This is a genomic window from Fibrivirga algicola (assembly GCF_011742925.1).
In the GTDB taxonomy this organism is placed as follows: domain Bacteria; phylum Bacteroidota; class Bacteroidia; order Cytophagales; family Spirosomataceae; genus Fibrella; species Fibrella algicola.
This window is the reverse complement of sequence record NZ_WAEL01000002.1, coordinates 775,738-799,629: the sequence shown is the minus strand read 5'-3', so window position 1 is coordinate 799,629 and position 23,892 is coordinate 775,738. Positions and strand designations below refer to the sequence as shown.

21 protein-coding genes and 2 tRNA genes are annotated in these 23,892 nt (G+C 50.9%); 15 read left to right on the top strand and 8 right to left on the bottom strand.

Features of this window, described 5'->3' with window-relative positions; translation table 11 throughout:
* From F7231_RS08485 to F7231_RS08470, 4 genes are all read right to left on the bottom strand, one after another.
* Window positions 1–828 (bottom strand): hypothetical protein, encoded by an 828-nt coding sequence (locus F7231_RS08485; protein ID WP_166691572.1) that lies wholly within the window; start codon window positions 826–828, stop codon window positions 1–3.
* A gap of 221 nt (window positions 829–1,049) precedes the next feature.
* Window positions 1,050–1,190, bottom strand: coding sequence for a hypothetical protein (locus tag F7231_RS08480; protein WP_166691197.1), 141 nt, complete (start codon window positions 1,188–1,190; stop codon window positions 1,050–1,052).
* A 173-nt stretch (window positions 1,191–1,363) separates the two neighbouring features.
* Window positions 1,364–1,435 (bottom strand) — tRNA-Arg (locus F7231_RS08475).
* A 129-nt stretch (window positions 1,436–1,564) separates the two neighbouring features.
* Complete coding sequence (locus tag F7231_RS08470; protein ID WP_166691571.1) at window positions 1,565–2,233, bottom strand: NUDIX hydrolase; 669 nt, start codon at window positions 2,231–2,233, stop codon at window positions 1,565–1,567.
* A 45-nt stretch (window positions 2,234–2,278) separates the two neighbouring features.
* On the opposite strand from F7231_RS08470, the gene F7231_RS08465 reads away from it, so the two are divergent.
* The 3 genes from F7231_RS08465 to F7231_RS08455 all read left to right on the top strand — a co-directional run bounded on the left by F7231_RS08465 (window position 2,279) and on the right by F7231_RS08455 (window position 5,923).
* Window positions 2,279–3,355 carry an MBL fold metallo-hydrolase gene (locus tag F7231_RS08465; protein WP_166691570.1) on the top strand — a complete coding sequence of 359 codons (1,077 nt, stop codon included), beginning with the start codon at window positions 2,279–2,281 and terminating at the stop codon, window positions 3,353–3,355.
* Between the two features lie 86 nt (window positions 3,356–3,441).
* Window positions 3,442–4,326, top strand: a complete 885-nt coding sequence (locus F7231_RS08460; protein WP_166691569.1) for an FKBP-type peptidyl-prolyl cis-trans isomerase — start codon at window positions 3,442–3,444, stop codon at window positions 4,324–4,326.
* A 199-nt stretch (window positions 4,327–4,525) separates the two neighbouring features.
* Window positions 4,526–5,923: a mercuric reductase gene (locus F7231_RS08455; RefSeq protein WP_166691568.1), complete on the top strand. Its 1,398-nt coding sequence runs from the start codon at window positions 4,526–4,528 to the stop codon at window positions 5,921–5,923.
* A gap of 73 nt (window positions 5,924–5,996) precedes the next feature.
* On the opposite strand, the gene accC is transcribed toward F7231_RS08455, so the two are convergent.
* The gene (gene accC / locus F7231_RS08450) at window positions 5,997–7,493 is read right to left on the bottom strand and encodes an acetyl-CoA carboxylase biotin carboxylase subunit (RefSeq protein ID WP_085411951.1); all 1,497 of its coding nucleotides are present in this window, start codon (window positions 7,491–7,493) and stop codon (window positions 5,997–5,999) included.
* 183 nt (window positions 7,494–7,676) lie between these two features.
* Between accC and F7231_RS08445 the strand changes: the two genes are divergently transcribed.
* The 3 genes from F7231_RS08445 (at window position 7,677) to F7231_RS08435 (ending at window position 12,610) form a co-directional block, all read left to right on the top strand.
* A complete protein-coding gene (locus tag F7231_RS08445; RefSeq protein WP_166691567.1) occupies window positions 7,677–9,905 on the top strand; it encodes a S9 family peptidase in 2,229 nt (742 codons plus the stop codon).
* A gap of 193 nt (window positions 9,906–10,098) precedes the next feature.
* Window positions 10,099–10,974 (top strand): TspO-related membrane protein, encoded by an 876-nt coding sequence (locus F7231_RS08440; RefSeq protein WP_166691566.1) that lies wholly within the window; start codon window positions 10,099–10,101, stop codon window positions 10,972–10,974.
* A gap of 118 nt (window positions 10,975–11,092) precedes the next feature.
* Entirely contained in the window at window positions 11,093–12,610 is a 1,518-nt protein-coding gene (locus F7231_RS08435; protein ID WP_166691565.1) for a M61 family metallopeptidase, read from the top strand.
* Window positions 12,611–12,807: 197 nt separating this feature from the next.
* On the opposite strand, the gene F7231_RS08430 is transcribed toward F7231_RS08435, so the two are convergent.
* The gene (locus tag F7231_RS08430; RefSeq protein ID WP_166691564.1) at window positions 12,808–13,383 is read right to left on the bottom strand and encodes a hypothetical protein; all 576 of its coding nucleotides are present in this window, start codon (window positions 13,381–13,383) and stop codon (window positions 12,808–12,810) included.
* 1 nt (window position 13,384) lies between these two features.
* Window positions 13,385–13,801 (bottom strand): ester cyclase, encoded by a 417-nt coding sequence (locus F7231_RS08425; RefSeq protein WP_166691563.1) that lies wholly within the window; start codon window positions 13,799–13,801, stop codon window positions 13,385–13,387.
* A 122-nt stretch (window positions 13,802–13,923) separates the two neighbouring features.
* On the opposite strand from F7231_RS08425, the gene F7231_RS08420 reads away from it, so the two are divergent.
* The 3 genes from F7231_RS08420 (at window position 13,924) to F7231_RS08410 (ending at window position 17,321) form a co-directional block, all read left to right on the top strand.
* Window positions 13,924–14,283: a winged helix-turn-helix transcriptional regulator gene (locus F7231_RS08420; protein WP_166691562.1), complete on the top strand. Its 360-nt coding sequence runs from the start codon at window positions 13,924–13,926 to the stop codon at window positions 14,281–14,283.
* Window positions 14,284–14,546: 263 nt separating this feature from the next.
* A complete protein-coding gene (locus F7231_RS08415; RefSeq protein ID WP_166691561.1) occupies window positions 14,547–15,890 on the top strand; it encodes a M16 family metallopeptidase in 1,344 nt (447 codons plus the stop codon).
* Window positions 15,891–15,944: 54 nt separating this feature from the next.
* Window positions 15,945–17,321, top strand: a complete 1,377-nt coding sequence (locus F7231_RS08410; protein ID WP_085415063.1) for a M16 family metallopeptidase — start codon at window positions 15,945–15,947, stop codon at window positions 17,319–17,321.
* A 71-nt stretch (window positions 17,322–17,392) separates the two neighbouring features.
* On the opposite strand, the gene F7231_RS08405 is transcribed toward F7231_RS08410, so the two are convergent.
* Complete coding sequence (locus F7231_RS08405) at window positions 17,393–18,388, bottom strand: glycoside hydrolase family 43 protein (protein ID WP_166691560.1); 996 nt, start codon at window positions 18,386–18,388, stop codon at window positions 17,393–17,395.
* 185 nt (window positions 18,389–18,573) lie between these two features.
* On the opposite strand from F7231_RS08405, the gene uvrB reads away from it, so the two are divergent.
* From uvrB to F7231_RS08375, 6 genes are all read left to right on the top strand, one after another.
* Complete coding sequence (uvrB, locus tag F7231_RS08400) at window positions 18,574–20,595, top strand: excinuclease ABC subunit UvrB (RefSeq protein ID WP_085411956.1); 2,022 nt, start codon at window positions 18,574–18,576, stop codon at window positions 20,593–20,595.
* A 106-nt stretch (window positions 20,596–20,701) separates the two neighbouring features.
* Window positions 20,702–21,139: a nucleoside deaminase gene (locus F7231_RS08395; protein WP_166691559.1), complete on the top strand. Its 438-nt coding sequence runs from the start codon at window positions 20,702–20,704 to the stop codon at window positions 21,137–21,139.
* Window positions 21,140–21,187: 48 nt separating this feature from the next.
* The gene (locus F7231_RS08390) at window positions 21,188–21,802 is read left to right on the top strand and encodes a superoxide dismutase (protein WP_085411958.1); all 615 of its coding nucleotides are present in this window, start codon (window positions 21,188–21,190) and stop codon (window positions 21,800–21,802) included.
* Window positions 21,803–21,915: 113 nt separating this feature from the next.
* A tRNA-His gene (locus F7231_RS08385) sits at window positions 21,916–21,989 on the top strand.
* 99 nt (window positions 21,990–22,088) lie between these two features.
* Window positions 22,089–22,751, top strand: a complete 663-nt coding sequence (locus F7231_RS08380; protein WP_085411959.1) for a carotenoid biosynthesis protein — start codon at window positions 22,089–22,091, stop codon at window positions 22,749–22,751.
* A gap of 194 nt (window positions 22,752–22,945) precedes the next feature.
* A complete protein-coding gene (locus F7231_RS08375; protein WP_085411960.1) occupies window positions 22,946–23,824 on the top strand; it encodes a MerR family transcriptional regulator in 879 nt (292 codons plus the stop codon).
* Window positions 23,825–23,892 lie beyond the last annotated feature (68 nt).

The window sequence follows — 23,892 nt, the reverse complement described above, 5'->3', positions numbered from 1 at the left end:
TTAACGCATTGAGCTTATCAATTGCCTGGTCGCATCGGTGATAAACGTTTCGAGTTCATCCTGATCAAAAGTCTGGTACCCTCTCCTTGCGTTCCTCTGTAGTTCAGCTTGCTCGCTGGGTCTTAGCCAGCCCTTAGCGCTGAAAATACCACCAGCACCTGTCTTTTTATAAAAGCCCCGACATCCGGTAAGGCAAGGGGTGTAGTAAAGTTTGTACGTGCCAACAATTTCATTTGTCTTGACATGTACCAACTTGAATTCAACAGAAGCGCCTTGCTCTGTGCGATATTCATTAATTAATCGCTTTTCGTTATCTGGCTCAACAAAGCAGACGTTTGTGGAGTAGCCAACAGGAAAATCAAGCCGTACTAGTTCTAAAATGAGATCTGTATCGGTCAGGGCGTTTATTTTTGAATAATTCGCATTCTGAGCTCCATCAAGTACCTCATTGAATAGACCTCTATCCCGAACACTGAAGCCTTCTTTAAAAAGCTGTTTCTCGATGGCGTTGTATAAAGAGGTCTCATCATACCATGCGTCGCTGTAGGCTGCTCTGAGTGGCAAGCGGGTGTTGCTGGCTAATCTGACCGGGGGGCTAGCCACCTCTGACCTTGAGCTTACGGTTCCTTGCGTGTTAGTTACTCCTTTGCGGGTATTCGGAACACGAAGTACAATCCGAGGTGATTTGTTCACCAGCATGATCTCTGTTAGCGCATCTGCGGATATCAGTTCAGGGGGCTTCTGGGTAAAATGAATCGTAGCACGTTGGCTACAGCCTAGCTGAATTACAACGGCAATTAATAAACCTAGATGGTACTTGTGTTTCATTCAGCTTTCGTATAAACGAACTAATAAGTTAAGATTGGCCTCTTCCTGATTTGCTAAGCCAATCGAGTTTATATGAAAAGCCAGATAGCCAAATTAGTCTAAAAGTTGTTGAAAGAGGCCATTAGTTTTCATTGAGTGACTAATAAGTACAAACCATTTATCCAGCGGTAGGCTAATCTTGTTGTACTGAAGATTACCTCATCCTTGCAAGCTAAACCGTCTTAAAGTAAGGGAGTAGTCTGTCCAGTCGAGTACTTGAATCGACTATTGTCAAACCGATAGACGAGATAAACCAGGGTCGGCCCGGTGGCGCGGGCATCTTTCAGTAAAAACTTAACGTCCTCCGTTGAGATGGCTTTCATTATTCTTTCTGGTCGGTGTCCCGATTGTATTGGTCAATACCAAATTACAGAAAGAAGCAAGGCAGGGGACGGAATTAGTTTACGGAACTGTATCTTCTTAAATAAAGCCTGATAACAAAAAACGCTAACTCGTTGAAAGTTAGCGTTTGTGTGTTCCGTTGATGCGGAAAATGTGCTCCCGAAGGGATTCGAACCCCTATCGTCGGTACCGGAAACCGAAATTCTATCCATTGAACTACGGAAGCAGATACATGCCCAAGGGCAAGATTAGCCGCTTTGGGAGTGCAAATATAGGGTTTGCGACGGGTTTTGTGCAACTGGAATTTGCAAAAAGGTGTAACACGGGCTTTAGCCCGTATGGGCTGAAGCCCGTGTTACAGTAGTTTCATAGTCTCGTAGTCCCCTACTTTCTGGAGATACAGGAAGTGAATCAGCAGGCCGTTTACATTATTAACCAATTTATGGGCTTCGGGGATGGTTGCCACAACCGACGTAATGCGCTCTAGCTCAGACTCGCTGTCCATCTTCTTCAGGTGAAACCGCATGATCTCGTCCCGCGACATGGTCTTTTCCACAAAATAGTAGTGCATGGCTTCGTCGCTGGTGCCGGTGCTTGGGTACCATAGCCTCGGATTTAGCTTCGTCAGCTCGTCGGGGGTGATGCTAAGGCCAATTTCCTCACCAACCTCACGGGCGGCTGTGTCGGTTGGGTCGTCGTCTACATCGACCATGCCCGCGGGGTGCTCGTAGGTCTGTGAGCCGTCGGAGATTCGACGCTGTCGAACGAGGACCACAAATTTTTCGCTGGTCTTATCATCGATCAGGCACACCAGTACCGAAGCCGCATGGCCTTTCAGAAAACAGATGGGCGGTATCTTGTCACCTTCGGGGGTATCGGCATCAACCATGAGCAGGGCGAAGAGAACTTCACCATTATGACGTCGGCGGATGAAATGATCGCTAATTTTGTGGACCCTCAAGCCGTTGAGTTCGAGCTGCTTTTTCCAGAATTTGAATTTGGGGGCGTCTTGTAGCTGTTCCATACTATTGATTCAACAGACGCCGTTGCCTGCGCCTTTCTATACATTATGCTCTCAAAGATACTCATTGGCCTGTTGGTCGTTCTGGTTGTAGTTGTTCTGGTTGCGCTGCTTATAGGTTATCTTATTTCTGCGCCCCGTTACGCCGGTCCTGTTTCCGACCACTTCAACGGAAAAACGTTTTTTACGCCCGGTGCCGCCCAGCCACAGGGCCTGTCGGGCGTTATCAGGTGGCAGCTCAATCACGAACGGACAGAACCCTGGCCCGTATACCATAACGATCCCGTTGGCAACGTACCTGACGCCCGCGTACTGGCCAATGCAGACACCACACAGCCTTCGCAGGTTCGGGTAACGTATGTGAACCACTCAACAATGTTGCTGCAATTTGATGGGTTGAATGTGCTGACTGACCCGATTTACGAAAAGCGCGTTAGTCCCTTTTCGTTTGTTGGCCCCGCCCGGAATTGTCCGCCCGGTATCCGGTTTGATGACCTGCCCAAAATAGATGTGTTGTTGTTGAGCCATAACCACTGGGATCACCTTGAAATCGGGACGGTAAAAAAGCTGGCCGCCCGCGACCATCCGCGCATTATCTGCCCCCTCGGCGTAAAGGCGTTTCTGAAACAGGAAGGCCTGACCAATGTGACAGAGATGGACTGGCAGCAGGCTATACCAGTAAATGAGCACACTACCGTACACTGCGTGCCGGCGCAACATTTCTCGGGCCGGGGTATGTTCGACCGTGATGCGACGCTCTGGGCCGGGTACGTTATTGACAATAAAGCCGTTGGGAAACTGTATTTTGCGGGCGATTCAGGCTATGGTCCCCATTTTAAGGCCATTGGCAAGCAGTTCGGCCCGCTTCGGCTGGCCTTGATCCCTATCGGTGCTTATAAACCCAATTGGTTCATGTCGCCGGTACACGTTAATCCCGCTGAGGCGGTACTGATTCATCAGGACGTGCTGTCGCAGCAAAGTGTGGCCATTCACTTTGGTACGTTCCCGCTGGCCGACGACGGCGAAGGTGAGCCTGTTACGGATTTGAAAAATGCGCTGAAAGCCCAGCAAGTCGATCCGGCGCGCTTCCGAGCCTTGAAAAATGGGGAAAGCGTAAATTTTTAAGGCTTGTTCCAACGTTCTATAAGAAATTCGGGTACTAGTATATAGTCAACATAGGATGCTAACCTGTAGGCATCACCTCACAACCAATGCGTAAACTTAGTCTGGCGTTCATCGCCGCCGCTCTAGCGATTTCATTCACAGCCTGTAAAGACACGTATGTCGATCCGGTACAGGATAACTTTGTAAAAGATACTACGGCGATCAGCGCCTACGCCAAGGCGCAGGGCCTGGCCGTGATGGACGCCCTATATGGCGTAAAATACGTGATCACCCAGGCTAACCCAACAGGGAAACTACCTGTGCAGGCCGACGAACTGGAATTCAACTACACGATTTCCAAACTCGACGGTACAGTGATTGATGTGGCCGCCCGTGATACGTCGATTTTCTTTCCGTTTGGTCTGAACGCCATGCTGCCTGGTCTGGAAGCGGGCTTCTCGAAAGTGCGTGAAGGAGAAAAAGCTATTTTCCTTATCCCATCCTACGCCGCTTTTGGTACCGAAGAAGCGGTTGGCGGAAAACTGCCAGCCAATACACCTGTTCGCTTTGACGTAACGCTCAAACGGGCACGTTCCGAAGATCAGCAGATCGAGAACTTCATTGAGCGGAACAAGTATACGGTGGCAGAAAAACAAACGACCGGGTTGCGTATCATTAAGACAACGTCAGTGCCAACCGGTGCCGTGTTAATTGACGGTCAGACTGTTTCTGTAAAGTATTCGGGCCGTTTGCTACGCGGTACCAAACCGTTCGACACCGGTGGTACGATCGATGTACCCTTAGGACGTGGTAGTTACGTACCTGGCTTCGAAACGGGTCTGAAATCCATGAAAGTAGGCGAAAAGGGTGTGTTGGTATTCCCATCAACGCTGGGGTACGGTAGCACTATTCGGTACGATGCTGTGGGTAATGTGGCCATTCCACCATACTCGCCATTAGCGTTCGATGTAGAGATCGTTTCGGCTAAATAGAAATCGGACTTGGTAGATGAAAGCCCGTTCAGCATTGCTGGGCGGGCTTTCATCGTTTTAAGACGTTGGGCGTCTTCATTCCTGCACGTAATGCTGTTAGGCCGGGCAATGGGGTTTTCTAACTATTTACCGGGCTATAAGTTGGGTAAACATGTTTTCAACCCGATGGGCACGTACCTGACCTTTCTCTATAAACAGGATGAATGACAGTTCTTTTGAGCAATTCGATGCCTTGATTATTGGCGCTGGGCAAGCCGGCAAGCCGCTCGTGCTGGCGCTAGCTAAAAAAGGCTGGCGCACCGCTATAGTCGAGCGCAGTTACGTGGGTGGTACCTGCATCAACTACGGTTGTACACCAACTAAGACGTTGATTGCTTCGGCGCAAATGGCCTCCGATGCCCGCCGAGCCGTTGATTACGGCATCGAAACCGGTGACGTACAGGTAGTGTTCAAAGCGATTATTGATCGGAAAAATCGCATTGTCGAGCAGTTTCGGGAAGGAATTGAAAAACAGTTTGCCGATACCGAAAACCTAACGTTCATCGGTGGTGAAGCCCGGTTCGTAGGCACGAAACAACTGGCCGTATCTCTGAACGATGGAGGAGAACGCAAACTGACGGCCGAGCATATTTTCATCGACTGCGGCACACACCCAACAAAACCCGACTTGCCGGGCCTGGATACAGTGCCCTGGTTTACCTCTACCACGCTGATGGACGTACCTGAGTTGCCTAAACACCTGCTGATTCTAGGCGGCGGCTATATCGGTGTTGAGTTCAGTCAGCTATTCCGGCGATTTGGAAGTGAGGTGACCATTATCGAACGGGGTAATCAACTGCTATCGCGCGAAGACGAGGACATTGCTGAGGCACTGACGAAAGTGCTGGCGGGCGAAGGTGTTCAGGTGCTGACCAATACAAGCGTTGACAAGGTGAGCAAAGACGCAGATGGCGGTGTGCGCTTATCGTTGGAAACGGTAGATGGCCCCATTCAGCTAACCGGCTCGCATTTACTGGTGGTGACCGGCACAACACCCAATACGGCCACGCTCAATCTGGACGCTACCGGTGTAACGACAAACGAACACGGCTTTATAGAAGTGAACGACCAGTTGGAAACCAGCCAGCCCGGTATTTACGGTTTGGGCGATATCAAAGGTGGTCCCGCCTTTACCCATATTTCGTACGACGATTACCGGGTAATCAACCAGAACTTGCTGGAAGGCGGCAATGCTACAATTAAGGGCAGATCTGTCCCGTATACGATCTTCACCGACCCGCAACTTGGCCGGATTGGGCTGAGCGAACAGGAAGCCCGACAGGAGGGACGGTCGATCAAGATCGCGACGATTCCCATGACCAGCGTAGCCCGCGCAATCGAAACGGAACGTACCCAGGGTCTGATGAAGGTGCTTATCGACGCCGAGAATGATCAGATTATCGGCGCAGCCATTCTGGGCGTGGAAGGCGGCGAGATCATGTCGATGCTCCAGATCGCCATGATGGGTAACCTGCCCTACACACGTCTCCGCGACGCCATCTTCGCACACCCCACGCTGGCCGAATCGCTAAACAACTTGTTCAGCAAGGTGTCGTAGCTAGTTGATGTCTATACAGTGGACTTTTGCTCTAGTCGAAGCGTCTAGAGCAAAAAGTCCATTGTAAATTTCATTATCCCAGTCGGCGCTCGCGCCAGCGGCTTTTAGAGGGCGAAGCGGTATGCTGTGCAGCGGTGGCTTTCGGTTTCTGTGTGTCCAGCAGGTACGCGGCCAATACGGCTGCTAGGTCTGTTTCCTGTGGATCGGCCTCGGTTTTCAACACATCGGGCGTGAAATAATTAGCGACGAAACCGGTGTCGAACTTGCCGGAGCGGAACGCGTCATGCTCCATCACGAATTTACAGAAGGGCAGCGTGGTCTGAACACCCGTAATCTGATACTCGTCGATGGCCCGGATCATCTTCTGAATGGCGGCCTCGCGGTCGTTACCGTAGGTGATCAGCTTGGCAATCATCGGGTCGTAGTAAATAGGAATGTCCATACCCTGCTCAAACCCGTCATCTACACGCACGCCGTTGCCTTGCGGACGAACGTAGGTTTCCAACGTGCCTACATCGGGCAGAAAGTTGTTGGCAGGATCTTCGGCATACACACGTACTTCCACGGCATGGCCCTTGATTTTCAGGTCTTCCTGCTTAATCGTCAGCGCTTTGCCTTCGGCGATGTAGATCATCTGCTCGACCAGGTCAACGCCCGTAATCAGTTCAGAAACGGGGTGTTCGACCTGGAGACGCGTGTTCATCTCGAGGAAGTAGAAGTTCAGGTCGGCATCCACGATGAACTCGACGGTACCAGCTCCGTAGTAGCCACACGCCCGCGCTACATCGACCGCCGCCTGACCCATCGCTTCCCGGATTTCAGGCGTCAGAACAGCCGAGGGGGCTTCTTCCACCACTTTCTGGTGCCGCCGCTGTACCGAACATTCGCGCTCAAAGAGGTGAATGATATTGCCATGCTGATCGCCCAGCACCTGAATCTCAACGTGGCGTGGCGAGGTAACGTACTTCTCGATAAACACCGATCCATCGCCGAACGAGGAAATGGCTTCACTCACGGCACGGTCCATCTGTTCGTCGAAATCGGCGTCTTTTTCCACAACCCGCATGCCTTTTCCGCCGCCGCCTGCGCTGGCTTTGATTAGAATGGGGTAGCCAATCTTGGCGGAAATGACCTTGGCTTCTTCGCGGTCAGTGATAGCGTCAGGTGTGCCGGGCACCATCGGAATGTTGTAACCCGAAACGGCCGCTTTCGCCGCTAGCTTGCTGCCCATCACTTCAATGCTTTCGGGTGAAGGGCCAATGAAAATCAACCCTGCTTCACGTACCTGACGGGCGAAATTGGCGTTTTCAGATAAAAACCCGTAGCCCGGATGAATGGCATCCACGCCCAGTTTGCGACAAACGTCAATAATGGCATCGCCCCGCAGGTACGATTGAGCTGAGGGGGCCGGTCCCACGCACACGGCTTCATCGGCATAGCGCACGTGCAGCGCATTTCGATCCGCTTCCGAGTAAATAGCCACGGTTTTGATACCCATTTCACGGGCAGTACGCATGACACGAAGGGCAATTTCGCCGCGATTGGCAACGAGCAGTTTGTTGATTTTCATGAAGGGTAAAGGTCGTTTTTGGTAGCGTATTGCTTCGCGTTGAGCCTGTCGAAGGCCTTGGAGCGAAAAGCAACCGCCAAAACCATTTAAGGGTCAGCGCCCGGGTTTTCACTGCAACTTTAACCATTAAACGATTACGATTGGCTTCTCTGAGAAGTAACTTTAAGAAAGTAATTTTGCTCCATGTCCATTAACAAACACATACTCTGGCTTTTTCTAGCCGCGGCAACGCCAATGGCCGCGCCAACTGTAGCGCAAACGACTAAACCGCGCTATGCTGATCTGCAACAGGCCTTACGCTCGGGCGGGCAACTGGCGGGCGCGAATGGTCCACGTTCGGTGAACTGGATCGACGGCGGCACGCGCTTCTCGTTCCTCGACCGATCGGGGGCGATCAAGGTATTTTCGCCCGCTGATAAGAGCGAAACGGTGCTCTTCGACGGTAAGACGATGAAATTTCCGGGCACCGAGAAAGCGTTCGATTTCGATTCGTTCCAATGGTCGAAAGACTCGAAGAACCTGTTTTTCCAGACCAACTTCCGGCCTGTGTACCGCCGGTCGGGCATTTCGGATTATTACGTTTACAGCCTTGCCGACAAGGTGCTGAAGCTGGTAGCCAAAGACGCGCAAACCGCCGAACTCTCGCCCGATGGCAAGCAGGTGGGCTACGAACGCGGCGGCAACCTGTTCGTGTTCGATTTTGCCACGCAGAAAGAAACCCAGCTGACTAACGACGCGAAACCGGCGTTCTATAACGGTCGGTTCGGTTGGGCCTACGAAGAAGAGTTCGGCCTGGCACAAGCCTGGGCGTGGTCGCCCGACAGTAAGTTCATCGCTTTCTGGCAGTCTGACGAGCAGAACGTACCCATCTACCGCCTCACGAATTACCAGGGCTTCCGAGAAACCTACGATTCGTTACCCTACCCCCGCGTGGGCGACCGGAACCCGAGCGTTCGGATCGGTGCCATCGAGATTGCCAATGGCAAAACGGCGTTCATAAACGTGGAGGGCCAGCAAGGGTACATTCCCCGTATTTACTGGACGTCGCAGGAAGGGCAACTGGCGCTGGTGCACCTGAACCGGAAGCAGAACGAACTGAACCTGTACATGGCCAACGCCCGCACCGGCGACGCGAAAGTGATCATGACCGAAACCTCGAAAACCTGGGTCGACGTGTTCGATTTCTTTGCGGGCGTAAATCACCTGTTCGAGTTTCCGAAGGGCGTAAACGAGTTCTACTGGGTATCGGAACGCGACGGCTGGGCACATCTGTACCGTTACGATTACACCGGTAAGCTGCTGAATCAGGTCACGAAGGGCAACTTCGAGGTGTCGACGATTCAGCACATTGATACGAAAGGCAAGAAGGTCTACTTCACCTCAACCGAAGCCTCGCCGCTGGAACGGCAGCTTTACGTGATCGATGCGGATGGCAAAAACAAGAAACGCCTGACCACGCCTGCCGGCCGTCACACGGTCAACATGTCGGACAATGGGCAGTATTTCATTGATCGCTACTCGAACGTGCAGACGCCTACGCAGGTTGAACTGCGCGACGTGAAGGGCGCGCTCGTCAAATCGCTGGAAGACAATGCTCGCGTGAAAGACTACGTCAGCATGAACACGTATTCGCCCAAAGAACTAAGCTCGTTTACGACGAAAGACGGTCAGAAAATAGACATTTCGATTATCAAGCCAACCGACTTCCAGCCGACAAAACGCTATCCGGTGGTTGTTGATATCTACGGAGGACCGGGTTCGCAGTCGGTGTATAATGACTGGCAGGCGCAGCCCTGGCATCAATATCTGGCACAGCAAGGCTATGTGGTGGTTGGTGTGAACAACCGGGGCAGCGGCGGCTATGGCAGCGCGTTCGAGAAGATGGTCTACGAAAAGCTGGGCTATTACGAAAGCCTCGATTTCGCCGAAACGGCCCAATACCTCGCCACGCTTCCGTGGGTCGACGGCGCGCGGATGGCCATTCGTGGCCACAGCTACGGCGGCTACATGAGCAGCTACACCATGTTGACCCACCCCGGCGTATTCAAAGTATCGCTGGTCGGCGCACCCGTCACCGACTGGCGCCTGTACGACAGCATCTACACGGAGCGCTATATGGGCCTTGTACCTGAGAACGACGCGGCTTATCAGAAAAGCGCGGTGACGACTTACGCTAAAAATCTGGCCGGTAAGATGTTTATCGCCCACTCAACGATGGACGAAAACGTACACGTGCGCAACACGTTCCAGTTGATGAACGCGCTGGAAGACGCCGGAAAAGATGCCGATCTGCGCATTTATCCCCCCGGTGCGCATGGCGTAGCTTATAGCCAAACCACCTACCAGTTGCTCTACCAGCAATACGTCGATTACCTGAATGAGCATTTGAAAGGTGATAGCGTGTTGCGGTAATTAGAGAAACAGAGCTATAACCTGGAGTTATACAGAGGTGCCATAGAGTTGCAAGGAGATTTCTTCAGCTATAAAGAGAAGACCTCTATGTGGCTCTGTCGTACCTCTGTATAACTCCAGGTTATAGCTCTTTTTTCTTCAAACAAGCGTGTGATTGAGCGGGTTTTAGAGAGAAATCGCTCAATCACCGTTTATGGAAAACACAAAAATCAGCCGCATCGCTACGGCCGCAGTGGTCATTGGCAGCATTGTGGGTACGTATTTCTTTGCTGGGCCACGGAATAAAAAACGACGTACCGATGTGGTGCCCGAGTACCAGGACGAGCTGGAGACGAACCTCATCACCCCGGTAGGTGGTACATTCGCCGCTGTTTGGCCGGTCATTTACACAGGTACGTTAGGTCTGGCCGTACATCAGGCATTACCCTCGCAGGTCAACAATCCACGGTACGAGAAAGCGGCCCCCTGGCTGGTCGCCAACTACCTGCTAAACGGGCTGTTCGGGGTTTTCTTCTCGCGAGGTGAAAAAGAGGCGCGCGTGGCTGCCAACGCCATCACCGTAGCCACACTACCAACTGTACTTGCGCTGCACGAAGCGCTGGGCGTAGGACAAACTGCCGACCTGACCCAACCAGAAAAGACGTTCCACCGAGCCACGGGTATCTATGCGGGCTGGATCACGGTAGCGACGGGTGTAGCAACCACGAATCTGCTTATCGAAGCCGGGTATCGGGTTAGCCGCGAGCGGGCCGTACCATTTGCCGTTGGTTTGCTCGGCGTGCTGGGTGCCATCGGCGTTACAGTGTCGAAGAAGCTCAACGACCCGTATTACCTGTTGCCCTTCGTGGCTGGCTTTACCGGCGTTGCGGCCAAACAGGCTGGCCGTAATGAGGCCATAGCGGCGGTGGCAGGTACGTTGGCGCTGATGAGTGCCGGTGTGTTTGTGCAACGGGTGCAGGCGCAACAGCCTCAACCAGCCCTTTCGGAACCAGAGCAGGCTCAGTTCGAAGCCGCCGAAGAAGCCCGCGAGGAAATGGACCACGAGCCGTATTATATCGATCTGGACTAAAGGGTTTGTGGTTTGTAGTTGCGCTGCAATTTTGTCTTTCTGTATGAATGGAAACTTGTAGGTAGCTTTGCCTCAGCAGCGCAACTACAAACGACAAACCTCAAACGACAAACCCACTTTGCTTTATACTCTCTCCGTTGCCGAGCCGGGCAGTCATTACATCAACGTTACCTGTCGCATCGACGAGGTGACGGGCGATACGCTCGAGTTACAGTTACCTGCCTGGCGACCTGGTCGGTATGAATTGCAGCATTTTGCGAAGAACATCCGGTCGTTTGCCGTTTTTGATCAGGACGATCAGCCGTTGACGTACCGGAAAGTGACGAAAGATCGCTGGCAGGTGCAAACCAAGGGCGCTACGTCGGTACAGGTACGTTATGATTATTTCGGGCTGGTGGCGGGTGATCATAAGCTCGATGCCGGGAGCAGCTATGCCGATTCGTCGCACTTCTGGTACATTAACCCGGTCAATCTCTGCCTGTATGCCGAGGGCCGACTGCACGAAGCCTGTACACTTGCTCTCGATATTCCCGACGGCTGGCAGATTGCCTGTGGTCTTCCTCAACAGAATACTAAAACGTTGATTGCCAGTGATTACTACGCACTGGTCGACAGCCCGTTGATTGCTTCAGGTACGTTGCAGGCCGTTCGCTACACCGTGCAGGACGTGGCCGTGACGGTCTGGGTACAGGGCTGGAATTACCTGATGCCGCCTGCGTTTGATCCAGCTCAGATTACCGCTGATTTTACCCGGTTCACCGAAGCGCAAATCAAGCTCTTTGGTGATTTTCCTGAAGCCGATTACCATTTCTTAACTCTTGTTTTACCCGTGCCGTATTACCACGGCGTTGAGCACCGAAACAGCACCGTACTAGTGCTAGGACCTGAACTGGAAGGCCTGGCTGCCGACGGGGAAACTATCGAAGGGGCGGGCCTGTATACCGATCTGCTGGGCGTGGCGTCGCACGAGTTGTTTCACGCCTGGAACATTTGCCGAATCCGCCCCGCCGAGTTGACGCCCTACGATTTTACCCGCGAAAACTACTTCACCACTTGTTTCGTGGCCGAAGGCATCACCACTTATTACGGCGATCTGATGCTTCGTCGGTCGAGCGTGTTCGATGATGCGGCTTACCTGAAAGAGTTGCTGGTGATCCTGAAACGCCATTTCGAGCAGGCAGGTCGCGCGTCGTTGTCACTGACCGAATCGTCGTGGGATTTGTGGCTCGATGGGTACGTTCGGGGCGTTCCTGATCGGAAAGTTTCGGTTTACCATAAAGGCGCCATCGCCTCGCTGATTCTCGACCTGCACCTGCGCCGGAAATTCGACCACGAACGCTCCCTCGACGATGTGATGCGGCTACTCTGGCAACGCTTCGGCGCTACGGAAAACGGCCAACCCGTACGCGGCTACACCTACGCCGATTACCGCGCCATCGTTGCCGAAGTAGCCGACGAACCCCTCGACTGGTACTTCGACACCTGCATCACCGGCAACGTACCTATCGACGAGCTTTTGAACGATTACCTGTCATTCATCGGTCTACGCATGGGTTACGACGATGCCGGCCTTGTGGTACTGGAATGGATCGGCCGGGCGCAGGAGCGGATGGAGTGGGAGCGGTGGTTTGCCTAGGCGCTGTTCAACGAGCGAAAATTGCTTCGCGTGCGGTCCCTTCGACAAGCTCAGGGTGACAACTCACAACGGAATGTGTATGACGAACTTGAGTAGGATTGTCACCCTGAGCTTGTCGAAGGGACCGCACGCGAAGCAACTTTTGATGGTAAAAAACGCTACATTTTTATGAAAAAACCTTACTTGCTGCAACACTATTATTGTGCACTTGTGCTCATTTGTTTTTTAAACAAAGCCGCTGCCCAAGTGCCGAGTGTCACTAGCAAAGACAGAACCAGTAAAACATTAAACACCATTTTTATTTGTGTGGCCAAACTTGCCAGCGAAACAGCTAAAGGAGTTGGAGTAGGATAATTTGAAAAAGACATGGCAATAAAAATATTCTCTATGTAATCTAAAATTCCGGTAAGTAACGGGATCAAAAAAAGCCACTTTAGCCACTTTTTCTTGTCACGGAAAACTAAGAAAATAAGTGACGAAAATGTTAAAGCGTAAATAAAAGGAAAGAAGATATCGCAAAGCATGAAATTTCTGTAAATGTCCCTGCCTTCGATGCCTAATCCGTTCAGGTCATGGGTAAAATTGTCAACAGTATACCCTTTCGCCTGTAAATCAAAAGGGATAAACGTAGGTGAAATTTCCTGCATAGATGGTGTACTTGTTGGTAAACCAGGAACATTCATTAGAACATTGAACACCATCAATGACCCTATTAAAACAAAAATATAAGGCTTTTTACACGTTATGCTTAGTAGCTTATACAGCGCGTTCATATTATTCCTTTGATTGCAGTTGCTTAAGTAATCCTAATGCATCCCATGAGCCTTTGCCCATGCCGTCTGCAACTATTGCGTTTTTGAAAGTCCAAAACCATGAGCCTTTCCACGATACTTTTTTATTCGTGGGGCTTATACCAAGAAATGCACCTTTATGTGTACCGCTGGCTATCCACCTTGCGGCAACCATATCATTCTCGGCAACTGTGATATCTACTGTGATTTTCAGGTCAGGAAATGCCGTACGAATTTGTTGAGTGAATGCTTTTTCTTCTTTAGCAAATTCAGGCACAAAATATCTGTCGGCATAGGTAGTATCGCCTTTATTAAACAGGTTATTCACAATAGTTAACATCAGTTTTTTATTTGCGGAATCATTTCCTCGTACTCCTTTGGTCTGAGCAAAAGTTGCCATACTGATGATTGACAAAATAGTAACCAAAGAAAAAAATTTGTATTTCGTTGTCCTTAGCATAAGGTAAAGATAGATAGTTACGTCCTTGTGCCGCATTGAGCTCACTACAAACTACTTACCACATGGTAACCACTAAAAAAAGAAATTCGGGAAATCCATATAATTGCCCACTTACGGCAGCGATAGATAAAATTGGTGGTCGCTGGAAGCCAATTATTTTATTCTACTTGTCGAATGGCAGTAAAAGGTTTGGCAAGTTGGCGGCCATTGTGCCTATGATTTCTAAAAAAGTTTTGTCTCAACAATTAAAAGAGTTAGCCGACGACGGACTTATTGTTCGCAAGCAATTTGATGAAGTTCCGTTGAGGGTTGAATATTCGCTAACTGACTTTGGGAAGTCTGTGCTACCAATACTGGATAAGTTTTGCGAATGGGGTAAGCAGTTTGTCGATAGTAATCTGTCGGTGCAGGATGCCGTTTAGTATGTGTCAGAAAATCCCTGTCCCGTATATACATTCAGCATGAATTGCAGGATTACCATAAGCACAAATGAGACCTTAGAGCTGGCATGTACTTACTTATGGTGAGCGATAACGAGTAGGTGTCAGCTTGACTCATAGAAACTGTTTTCTGTCACCCCAGCCCCATATACGATGGCAGAAAGGTTAAACTACTGGTCACACAGGCGTTGTTCATGCGCTGTTCAGGCAGTAGTTTTAGGTTTTCGCCAAACTAAAGTCACCTCATGAACAAAGGAATAGGGCTGCTGACGGCATTGACGCTCTCGGCAGGCGTTGTGCTGGCGCAGAATAAGCCCAAAGCAGAAGACGTACAGACGTTCACGCTCAAGAACGGGATGAAATTTATGGTCCTCGAAGACCATTCGATTCCCAATGCGAATTTTTATTCGTTTTGGAAAGTCGGCTCCCGCAACGAAGTACACGGCATCACGGGCCTGTCGCACTTCTTTGAACACATGATGTTCAACGGGGCCAAGAAATACGGCCCCAAGCAGTTCGACCGGGTCATGGAAGCCAACGGTGGGTCGAACAACGCGTACACGACCGAAAACACAACCGTATATACCGACTGGTTTCAGAGCGGTGCCCTTGAAACGATTTTCGACCTCGAAGCCGACCGGATTCGCGACCTGGCGATTGACCCGAAAATGGTGGAAAGCGAGCGCGGCGTAGTCTTGTCGGAGCGCAGTACCGGGCTGGAAAACAGCAACTATCGTGTCCTGAGCGAACTTGTACAGTCCGTGGCGTTCGTTGAGCACCCGTACATGTTCCCGGTCATCGGTTTTGAGTCGGACATCAAGAAATGGACGCAGGCGGATCTGGAAAAATATTTCAAAACGTATTACTCGCCCAATAATGCCGTGGCGGTGGTGGTTGGCGACGTAACGGCTGCGCAGGTGAAGAAAATGGCCGAGCAATATATCGAGCCGATTCCCGCACAGAAACTACCCGATAGCCTGCGTACGGTTGAGCCTCCGCAGAACGGCGAACGACGGGCCACGACGTACAAAGACATTGCGACACCCAACATTCTGCTGGCGTATCACACCCCCGCTTCCCGCCACCCGGATTATTATGCCATTGATCTGCTCAGCGGCGTGTTGAGTTCGGGCAACTCATCGCGGTTGGTGAAGTCGCTGGTGCTCGACTCAACCATTGCGTCGCGTGTGTTTGCCAACGCTGATATGTCGTTCGATCCAAGCCTGTTTTCTATCTACGCCGTAGCCGCCAGCGGTGTTACTGCCCCGCAACTGGAGCAAGCTGTATTGCGGCAGATCGACAAGGTGATTACTGAAGGAATCACGGATGTGGAATTGCAAAAGCTGAAGAATCAGAAGCTGATGGAATTTTACCGGACTATGGAATCCATCAATGGGAAGGCCAATTCGCTGGGTACGTATGAGTTGTACTTCGGTGATTACAAGAAGCTTTACGAAGCGCCTGCGCTTTATGAAAAGGTGACCAAAGAAGACGTGCAGCGTGTAGCCCGGACGTACCTGACCGAGCGTAACCGCACGGTTGGTTATCTGCTGCCAGAGCCCAAGCCGAACCCGGCGAAAACTAACTAATCATCAACCCATAAATCAAACCCAGCTAGTCTCAGGATGGCACGGGTTTACGATATGAGATACGTATTCACGTTTATTATCGCCCTGGTTGCGACGGGCGCGTCGTTGGCGCAGACATTCAAGGTGCCGCCTTACCAGAAGTTCAAGCTCAAGAATGGGCTGACGGTTTACCTGATGGAACAGCATGAAGTACCGCTGATTAATGTTTCAGCGGTGTTCGATGCGGGTGCCGTGCAGGACAATAGTCGCTACGGACTGGCCAATATGACGGCTCAGGCGCTGTTGTTTGGCAGTTCGAAATACACGAAATCGCAGCTCGAAGAGAAGATCGAGTATGTGGGAGCCAGCGTCGAAACCTTTGCGGGTAAGGAAGTGGCTAAAATGACCGCATCGTTTGCCGTGAAAGATCAGGATCTGCTGTTCGATATTATGCAGGATGTGCTCACTAAGCCGACCTTCGACCAGACTGAGTTCGACAAGTACAAACAGCGTCAACTATTGCAGTTAACCCAGCAGAAAGAAACACCACGCGGTGTGATCGGGTCGTATTTCAACACGTTTGTGTACGGTACGCATCCCTACGCCAATCCGCTGTCGGGAACGCCCACCTCTGTTTCGGCCATTTCGGCGGCTGATGCGCGGCAGTTTTACCAGAAGAACTTTACCACCGACCGGGCGGCCATTGCGATTGTTGGCGATTTTAACACGGCGGCGATGAAAAAGCGCATTACCGATTTGCTTGGTAGCTGGAAAACGGCAGCGGCTACGTCGCCCGTTTTAGCAGAGCCGACGGTTGCGTTTGATAAAAGCCGGGTGCTGCTGGTAAACAAAGACGATGCCCGCGAAACCACGTTTTTGATCGGCGGCAAAGGCATCACCCAGAGTAATCCCGATTTTATACCGGTTACGGTGGTCAACACGATTCTGGGGGGGCGGTTTACATCGTGGCTTAATGATGCCCTACGTGTGAACTCCGGCCTGACCTACGGCGCCAACAGCCGCTTCGGTACGTTCCGGAAAAGCGGCACCTTTGCCATTTCGACCTTCACGAAAAATAGCACCACTACCCAGGCTATCGATATGGCGCTACAGGTGCTTGATAGTCTTCATCGGACGGGCATCGACGAGAAAACGCTGACATCAGCCAAGAACTACGTGAAAGCTGATTTTCCACCGCGTTACGAATCAGCCAGTAGTCTGGCAAATCTGCTGACAGACATGTTCAGCCTGGGCTTCGATGAATCGTTTATTAATAATTTCCAGAAGAACGTCGATGGCCTGACCGTAGCTAAAACCCGGCAGATCATCGACCAGTATTTTCCGAAAGACAAACTACAGTTTGTGCTCGTGGGCAAAGCAGAGGCCATTCGGGATAAGGTGAAGAAATACGGCACTATCACCGAGAAAGAGATCAAGGCAGAAGGATTTTAGGTTTTGGTTGATTAGGTAATTGAGCGATTAGGTAATCGAGTAGTCAGTCACTCGATTACCTAATCACCAGTCTACACTGGCCGCTCCATCTTTCGTGTCTCCGCTGATGGGACACCAAAATTAGGTGAGCCGTCGCGGTGCCAGCGAACACGTTGAAGTCGTGGAGTACGTTCGTTTTCACAACCTTTGCCAGGACCGGGGTTTGCATGGTACAGAAACCAGGTTTGACCGTTTTCGGTCTGGAAAAAGCAGCCATGCCCTGGTCCGTATACGCGGTTCCGAACAGACGTTTTGAAAACCGGTTCCTGGGCTTTCGTCCAGGATGAAGGCTGCATCAAATCGCTGTCGACTCGGGCGGTCAGTAGGCCCAGCGTGTACTCGTCGGTCCAGCAGCCGCTGGCAGAATAGGCAATGAATAAGTGATCATTGTGACGTAGAAAAGCAGGGGCTTCATTGACGAAGACGTGATTGTGCGGACTATCGGGGGCTGGGTCATGATTATGGCGTTCCCAGGGTAAGGTTGGCTCAGACAGCAGGAGCCGTTCACCGATGCACGTCCAGGGGTTTCTCATGCGGCAGAGGTAGATATTTTGCTGCCCATTTTCGTCGGCCTCCCAACCCGACCAGGACAGGTAGAGCTGTCCGTTGAGGTCAATGATAGTGCCGTCGATTCCCCATTTGTTAGCAGATGTGGTCAACTCGCCCTTTATCTGCCATTCCCCGCCCAATGGGTCGCAGTCTTCATTTTCCAGCACCCAAATTCGCTGGTCACCCGCATCCCGATCTTCGCCTGCGCTGAGGTACGCATACCAACACATTTGGCCTGTTCCATCAGCTAAGTAATGCAGTTCGGGCGCCCACATGTTTTTTGAGAAGGGCCCGTCGTCAGGTACGTTCCAGACCACTTTTTGCTCAGCATTGGCCAAATCGGTGATGTCGCGCGTTCTCCAGATGGTCAGATTGGTGCGTGTCGAATGCGTGTAGTAGTAAAATCCGTCATGGCAGGCTGCCCAGGGGTCGGGGCCATACGGCAGCAACGAATTGTTGAATCCTTTTTTTGTAGACATATCGATCAGGCTAAAGGCCGTATTAAAACAACTTGCCTGATCTAGTTAGAGTTGATGAACGGTTAGGCAAGGGGCAACGTACCTGAGCGCGTTCACCTCGAATAACTTCTTTCCGAAACGACCTTGCCTGTTGACTGGTTTATTCGTAAATTGGTGGATTACGCCAACTCGTAGCAACAACGCTGATGAACTTTGAAATAACATCTGAATTTCAACCCACCGGTGACCAGCCTAAAGCCATTGCTGAACTGGTTAAAGGAATCAATAATAATGAACCGGCGCAGGTGTTGCTGGGTGTTACCGGCTCTGGTAAGACCTTTACGATTGCCAACCTGATTGCTGAAACAAACCGGCCTACGCTTGTTCTGAGCCATAACAAAACCCTGGCGGCGCAGCTCTACGGTGAGTTCAAGCAATTCTTTCCGAACAACGCTGTCGAGTATTTCATCTCTTACTACGACTATTACCAGCCTGAGGCGTACATCGCCACCACCGGTACGTATATCGAGAAGGACCTGGCCATCAATGAAGAAATTGATAAGCTACGGCTAGCGGCAACGTCGGCGCTGATGAGCGGTCGGCGCGATGTGATCGTGATCGCGTCGGTGTCGTGTATCTACGGCATGGGTAACCCCGAAGAGTTTAAAAACAGCATCATTCGTATTGCTGCTGGTGAACGGATGAGCCGCAACCAATTGCTACACAAGCTCGTCAGTATTCTTTATAGCCGAACAGAGGGTGATTTTGAGCGGGGTAACTTCCGGGTGAAAGGTGATACGGTCGATCTGTTCGTGTCGTACGCTGACTTTGCCTATCGATTTATTTTCTTCGGTGACGAAATCGAATCCATTCAACGGATCGACCCGGCTTCAGGCAAGAAACTGTCGAACGAGAGATCGGTGACGATCTTTCCGGCAACGCTCTTCGTTACGGGTCGCGAAACGTTGAACGGTGCCATTCACCAAATTCAGGATGATCTGGTATCACAGATCAAATTTTTCGAAAGCGAATACCGCGAGCAGGAAGCTGAACGTATCAAGGAGCGCACCGAGTTTGACCTGGAGATGATGCGCGAACTGGGTTATTGTTCCGGTATTGAGAACTACTCGCGTTACTTCGACAACCGGCAGCCCGGTCAGCGCCCGTTCTGTCTGCTCGATTACTTCCCCGATGATTTCCTGATGGTAGTCGACGAAAGCCACGTGACCATTCCGCAGATCCGCGCTATGTGGGGGGGAGACCGGTCGCGTAAGGTGGCACTGGTCGACTATGGTTTCCGGCTACCCTCGGCGATGGATAACCGCCCGCTGACGTTCCAGGAATTTGAAGACCTGACGCCACAGACCATCTACGTATCGGCTACACCATCTGACTATGAACTGCGTAAGAGCGAAGGTGTGGTGGTGGAACAGCTCATTCGCCCAACGGGTCTGCTCGACCCCGAGATTGAGGTACGTCCAAGCCTGAACCAGATCGATGACTTGCTGGAAGAAGTCGATGCCCGCATTAAGCGGAATGAACGAGTGCTGATTACCACGCTGACCAAGCGCATGGCCGAGGAATTGAGTAAGTACTTGGAGCGGGTGGGCATCAAAACACGCTACATCCACTCGGAAGTAAAAACCCTCGACCGCGTTGAAATCCTGCGTGATTTGCGGCTTGGTAATTTCGATGTGCTGGTCGGCGTAAACCTACTCCGCGAAGGTCTTGACTTGCCCGAAGTATCGCTGGTGGCCATCATGGATGCGGATAAAGAGGGCTTCCTGCGCGATATCCGGTCGTTGATTCAAACCATTGGTCGGGCGGCCCGGAACGTGAACGGACGGGTGCTGATGTACGCCGACCGCATTACGGGTTCGATGGCAAAAGCGATTGATGAGACTAACCGCCGCCGCGCTATTCAACTGGAGTATAACATCGCGAACGGCATTACACCTAAAACGGTGCTTAAATCACGCGAGTCGATTATGGGTCAAACCAAAGTGGCCGATTCGAAGCCAAAGCAGTTCTATGTCGAGCCCGATGAGATTCGTATTGCTGCTGATCCGGTTGTGCAGTACATGGGTAAAAATGACCTTCAGCAATTGGTGAAAGAAACCCAGGCCCGCATGGAACGTGCCGCTAAAGACCTCGACTTTATGGAAGCGGCCCGCCTCCGCGACGAGTTGTTCCAACTCCGCGACAAGTTGAAGGAAGAAAAGGTCTGATAGAACCGTCATTAGGTGATCATTACGCGTTGTTATCATTAATGGTTATCGATTAAGTTCGCAACAGGCGACAGCAACGCGTAATGATCATTTAACGACGGTTTCTATGTTCACCGACGAGTACTTTATGGAAATGGCCCTTGCGCTGGCTGAAGAAGCAGCCGAGGATGGCGAAATTCCCGTAGGAGCACTGGTTGTGTGTCAGAACCGCATTATCGGAAAAGGGCGTAACCAGACTGAGCAACTCAACGATGTAACGGCGCACGCCGAGATGATCGCTATTACGGCTGCCACGCAGGCACTGGGCGGCAAATACCTGACGAATTGCACACTGTATGTTACGCTCGAACCCTGCGTAATGTGTGCAGGCGCTATTTTCTGGGCTCAACTGAGTCGCTTGGTCATTGGGGCCGATGATCCTAAACGGGGGTATTCACGCCTTACACCGTCGCCGCTGCACCCGAAAACACGGGTAGAAACGGGGGTTCTAGCTGATGAGAGCCGGGCGTTAATGGCGAACTTTTTCGGACGGCTAAGAACATAAAGCAAAAGCGCGGTGTTAGACCGGATGAATTAAACCTTAAACACAGATATGGCTTTCGTACTAGATCCGCTGCCTTATTCGAGCGACGCGCTTGAACCAAACATAGACAAGCAGACCATGGAAATCCACCATGGCAAACACCATAACGCCTACGTAACTAACCTGAACAACGCCGTGACAGGCACTGAAATGGAGAACCTGTCGATCGATGAGCTGGTGGCTAATGTAAGCAAGTACCCGGTAGCGGTTCGTAACAACGGTGGTGGCCATTTTAACCACACGTTCTTCTGGAATATTCTGTCGGCCAATGGTGGTGGTCAGCCTTCGGGTGACCTGGCTACGGCGATTGACCAGAAGTTTGGTTCGTTCGATGCCTTCAAAGAAGAATTTACGAAAGCAGCAACAACCCGTTTTGGTTCAGGATGGGCCTGGCTAATCGTTACGGCTGATGGCGAACTGGCTGTTACATCGACGCCAAACCAGGATAACCCACTCATGGACGTCACCGAACAGAAAGGTACCCCCATCATTGGGCTTGATGTTTGGGAACATGCTTACTACCTGAAATACCAGAACCGTCGGCCCGATTATATCGCTGCTTTCTGGAATGTAGTGGATTGGAGTGCCGCTGATGCCCGCTACCAGCAAGCTAAAGCAGCGTAAGTAATTGTTAATTAAGAGTTAAGACATAAGAATTAATTTTAGAGAAAAAAAACTCGCACTTTTTGTGTCTTAACTCTTAATTCCTTCTTACTTTTGCATTCTCAAATTACATGGTGCGCGTAGCTCAGTTGGTTAGAGCGCTGGTTTGTGGTGCCGGAGGTCGTGGGTTCGAGACCCATCGTGCACCCCTCATTTGAAGTCCTGACATACGTGTCAGGACTTTTTTTTTAGCCTGAACAGTCAGTCTTATTTGCTAGTAACTTGCTACCAACAGCATTCAATCTGTATGGCCGATAGTAGTGCACCCCGTTACGATAAACCAATCCGTATTATTTTGATCCTAGCGTATATCGCCGGGTTGATTGGTTTGCAAATTCCGGCTGTTGCTCCCCTTTTCAGGCAGCTCACGCCATTGAATTTGCTGGGTACGTTGGCAGCGCTGTTCTGGTATCACACCGACTGGCGGCCCGGGTTCACGTTTTATATTGGTCTGGCAGTGCTGACAGGCTATCTGGTAGAACTGTTGGGCGTGCGGACCGGGTACGTGTTTGGCGGCCCGTACGCGTATGGCGAAGGACTAGGACCTACCCTCTTTGGCATCCCACCTATCATTGGGGCCAACTGGTTGTTATTAACGTACTGCTTCGGCTCGTTTTTTGATCGCTTCTCCTGGCCAGTTTATCTCAAAACAGCTGTGGCTGCAACGGGTATGGTAGCGCTGGATGTACTGGTTGAACCAGTGGCTATTCGCCTCGATTTCTGGACCTGGTTTGGGCATCCTGTCCCCATCCAAAATTACTTAGGTTGGTGGCTGGTTGCTGCCGTGTTACTAAGCATTTGGTACGGCTTGCCGTTTAAAAAAGAAAATCGGATAGCCCTACTGATTATCAGCCTGCAAGTCCTGTTTTTTGCCGGTCATCAACTCATCTACAAGTTGGTGAACGGTTAAACAATTGGGTGGAATAGAGGGTTATTTACTAGTATTTTCAATTGTGTTATTGCATTTTCCACCGAAAAGTTGCAAAGCGGTAAATAGGTGCTTAGTTTAGACGTTGCGTTTGATTGCGCAGGGTTAAAATGGGTTCATTTGGCTTGCTTTCCCAGCGTCTATTATTAGCACCAACTTTGTAATCTGATCATCCCATGAGTAACTACTCGATTAAAGATTTAGAGCAACTTTCCGGCATAAAAGCCCATACGTTGCGAATCTGGGAGCATCGCTATAATATCATTCAGCCCAAGCGGACAGATACGAACATCCGTACCTACGATGATCAGGATCTGAAACTGGTACTGAATATATCGCTACTGAAAGACCACGGTTATAAGATCTCTGAAATCTCCAAACTCTCGGTTGAAGAGATGTATCAGGAGGTCATCAAGATATCAGACCGGCAACTCAATTACCCTGATCAGATTCATGCACTGACAATCTCGATGATTGATCTCGATGAAGATCGATTTGAAAAGATTATCAGCACCAACATTCTGCAGTTCGGTTTCGAGAACACGATGATTCATATCATCTACCCGTTTCTGAGTCGAATAGGCACGCTGTGGGTGACGGGATCGATCGGTCCGGCACAGGAACACTTCATCACCAATTTAATTCGTCAGAAGCTAATTGTGGCTATCGACGGGCAGGTTAGCAAGCAGCGCCCGAATGGAAAGAAGTATATGTTGTACCTTCCGGAAGGGGAGATGCACGAAATCAGTCTGCTATTCGCTAATTATATCATTCGGGCACGCTACAACAAAGTGGTGTACCTGGGCCAAAGTCTGCCATTCAACGAATTGGTATTTGCCTATAATGTCCATAAGCCGGATTATATCTTCTCAGCGATCACGTCGGTACCATCCAACAGTGAGGCACAAGCCTACGTCAATAAACTTGGCGCTCAGTTTCCGGAATCGCACTTGTTGCTGACCGGTTATCAAATGGTTGGGCAAGATATTCAAATGCCTGAAAATGGTACAATCATCAATAACATCGACGACCTGATTCGGGTAGCGAGCACGTAAAAGGTTGGTTGGACGTTTGATGTCGCGCTGGACGGTAATCAAGCCGCGAAACGTTAAACCTCGAATGT